The sequence below is a fragment of the Pseudomonas agronomica genome (assembly GCF_025917275.1).
Lineage (GTDB): Bacteria > Pseudomonadota > Gammaproteobacteria > Pseudomonadales > Pseudomonadaceae > Aquipseudomonas > Aquipseudomonas agronomica.
This window is the reverse complement of record NZ_JAOSHO010000515.1, coordinates 1-3,423: the sequence shown is the minus strand read 5'-3', so window position 1 is coordinate 3,423 and position 3,423 is coordinate 1. Positions and strand designations below refer to the sequence as shown.

The 3,423-nt window shown below is 63.9% G+C and carries 2 protein-coding genes; both read left to right on the top strand.

Annotated features, from left to right (window positions below; genetic code table 11):
* The coding region (locus OC610_RS23685) for a response regulator (RefSeq protein WP_264431288.1) at positions 1-2,813 on the top strand (2,813 nt) is incomplete at its 5' end.
* On the top strand, positions 2,806-3,282 hold the full coding sequence (locus OC610_RS23680) for a chemotaxis protein CheW (RefSeq protein WP_264431285.1): 477 nt from the start codon (positions 2,806-2,808) through the stop codon (positions 3,280-3,282). The genes OC610_RS23685 and OC610_RS23680, both read left to right, overlap by 8 nt.
* Positions 3,283-3,423 lie beyond the last annotated feature (141 nt).

The window sequence follows — 3,423 nt, the reverse complement described above, 5'->3', positions numbered from 1 at the left end:
CGGGACTGATTCGCAGCGACGGCAGTCGCACCCTGAGTATTCGCGAGCTGGGCCAGGCGACGGCTGAAATGGAACACGGCGCGAGCATCGATGCCTCGGTGGACGATGACATCGCTTCGATCTTCCTCGAAGAAGCACAGGACATTCTTGAAAGCGCTGCCCAGGCCTTGCAGCGCTGGCTGGCGGACCCGGACAACGGCGCGCCGCTGTCATCGCTGCAGCGGGATTTGCATACCCTCAAGGGCGGAGCGCGCATGGCCGATATCCGGCCGGTGAGCGATCTGGCCCAGGAACTGGAAAGCCTTTATGAAGGGCTGGTGGATCGCCGCTACAGCTACAGCGAGGAACTGGCGCAGCTACTCAACAACAGCCACGAGCGCCTCGATCTGCTGCTGGGGCAGTTGCAGCAAGGACAACCGCTGGGCGATCCCGTCGCGCTGATCGATGCCCTGCACCGGTTCCGCCAGGACAAGCCCAATACCATCGAGATGCCGAAGTCCCCTCAAGGTGACGGGGCCGGCCATGACCCCGAGCTCCTGGAAATATTCCTCGAAGAGGGCTTCGATATCCTCGACAGTTCCGGCGCGGCGTTGCTGCGCTGGCAGGAGGATCCGGCGAACCGCCAGGCCGTGGAAACCCTGTTGCGCGACTTGCACACCCTCAAGGGCGGCGCGCGAATGGTCGAAATCGCGCCCATCGGCGACCTGGCCCATGAGCTGGAAAACCTCTATGAAGGCTTGTCGACAGGACTGCTGCAACCGAGCCCGGCGCTGTTTACGCTGGTACAGGGCGGCCATGACCGCCTGGCACAAATGCTCGACGCCGTTCGCGCCGGCCAGCCGTGCCCGCCCGGTGACCGGCTGATTGCGCGGATCCAGGCGGTCAACCATCCGCAGGTGAGCGAGGCGTCAGAAGACGCTGCCGCGCCTTCAATCGCCCCATCGCCAACGCCGCCTGCGCGACCCGAACCCGCTACGCCGAGCGACGGCGCGGACATGGTCAAGGTGTCCGCCGAATTGCTCGACGACCTGGTGAACCTGGCCGGGGAAACCTCGATTTTCCGAGGTCGCATCGAACAACAGGTCAATGACGCGCGCGTGGCGCTGGGTGAGATGGAAACCACCATCGAGCGCATGCGCGACCAATTGCGGCGCCTCGATACCGAAACCCAGGGACGGATTCTCAGTCGTCAACAAGTGGATGCCGAGCGCCTGGGCTACGAAGAGTTTGATCCGCTGGAAATGGACCGCCATTCGCAACTGCAGCAATTGTCCCGGGCATTGTTCGAGTCGGCCTCGGACTTGCTCGACCTCAAGGAAACCCTCGACCGCAGCAACCACGACGCGGAAAACCTGCTGCAACAGCAAGGGCGCATCAACACCGAGCTGCAGGAAGGCCTGGTGCGTACGCGCATGGTGCCGTTCGAGCGCATGTTGCCGCGCCTCAAGCGCATCGTCCGGCAAGTGGCGCAGGAGTTGGGCAAGGACGTCGAATTCGTGGTCGACAATGCCGAGGGCGAGATGGACCGCAACGTGCTCGAACGTATGGCCGCGCCTCTGGAACACATGCTGCGCAACGCCGTCGACCATGGCCTGGAGCCGGCTGACGTGCGCATCGCCGCCGGCAAGCCGGCCCGTGGGCGCATCAGCCTCGATTTATCGCGAGAGGGCGGCGACATCATTTTCGACATCCGGGACGATGGCGCCGGAGTGCCGTTGGACGCGGTGCGGCGCAAGGCGATCAAGCGCGGCCTGCTGGCGCCCGACAGTGACATCAGTGACCGTGACGTGTTGCAGTTCATCCTCCAGCCAGGCTTTTCCACGGCGCAAAAGATCACCCAGATTTCCGGGCGTGGCGTGGGCATGGACGTGGTCCACGAGGAAGTGCGGCAACTGGGCGGGAGCATGTCCATCGACTCCACGCCTGGGCAGGGTGTGCATTTTCGCATCCGCCTGCCGTTCACCGTAGCGGTCAATCGGGCGCTGATGGTGCAGTGCCACGAAGACCAATATGCCATTCCGTTGAACACCATCGAGAGCATCGTCCGGGTGTTGCCCGCAGAACTGGACGGCTATTACCAGCTCGATCCGCCGACCTACACCTACGCCGGGCAGCGCTACGAGCTGTGTTACCTGGGTGAGCTGCTGAAAACCGGTGCCCGCCCGAAACTGCTGGGCCAGAGCCAACCCTTGCCGGTGCTGCTGGTGCAATGCAATGAGCGGCATGTCGCGGTTCAGGTCGACGCCACCACCGGTACCCGGGAGATCGTGGTCAAGAGCCTTGGCCCGCAGTTTTCAGCGGTGCGCGGCCTGTCCGGGGCGACGATCCTGGGGGATGGGCGAGTGGTGCTGATTCTCGACCTGCTGGCACCGATCCGCGCCTTGCCCCACCAGGTACCGCGTCGCGAAGTGCCGACTGAAGGCGAGGGCGAACCGCAACGGCCGCTGCTGGTGCTGGTGGTGGACGACTCCGTGACGGTGCGCAAGGTCACCAGCCGGCTGCTGGAGCGCCATGGCATGCACGTCCTCACCGCCAAGGATGGCGTGGACGCCATGGCCCTGTTGGCCGAGCACTCGCCGGACCTGATGCTGCTCGACATCGAGATGCCGCGCATGGACGGCTTCGAAGTCGCCACGCAAGTGCGCAACGACCCGCGCCTGGCGCATCTGCCGATCATCATGATCACCTCCCGCACCGGCCAGAAACACCGCGACCGCGCCATGGCCATCGGCGTCAATGACTACCTGGGCAAGCCGTACCAGGAATCGGTGCTGCTCGACAGCATCGCCTACTGGAGCAAGACCCATGCATGACTTTCACCCTCGTACCAGCCACCTCACCGGGCTGTTGCTGCCATTGGCCGATCGTCATCTGATCTTGCCCAACGTGGCGGTGGCCGAGCTGATCGACTACCAGCGCAGCGCCTTCGATATGGACACGCCACCGTGGTTCCTGGGCTGGGTGGGCTGGCGCGAGCGACAAATCCCCTTGCTGAGCTTCGAGTCGGCGTGCGGCCAGAAAACCGTCATCGGCGAGCGCGCCCGCATCGTCGTGCTCAACGCCCTGGGCGGGCGCCCGGAACTGCGCTTCATCGCCTTGCTGGTCCAAGGTATTCCACGTTCCTGCAAGCTCGACAGCCAGTTGAGCTACGTCGACGTGCCGCTGTGCGGGCTGGAGCAGGCGGCGGTGCAGGTCGGCGAACATGTGGCGAAAGTGCCGGATTTGCTGGCGATGGAAGAGTTGGTGATGGCTGCGGGGTTGATCCAACCCTACAACACCTGAGGCATACGAATTCCAATGTGGGAGCGAGCCTGCTCGCGATGGCGGCCTGACGGCGGGCCAGGATTTTGTTGATCGGGTACATATCCATTTTTGCGGTAACGGCTGCTTAGGGTTCCGCCGGTATGACTCACCCACATGGGT

Coding starts and splice junctions, on each gene's coding strand:
- OC610_RS23680 (WP_264431285.1), top strand. CDS start 2,806: ATGCATGACTTTCACCCTCGTACCAGCCACCTCACCGGGCTGTTGCTG.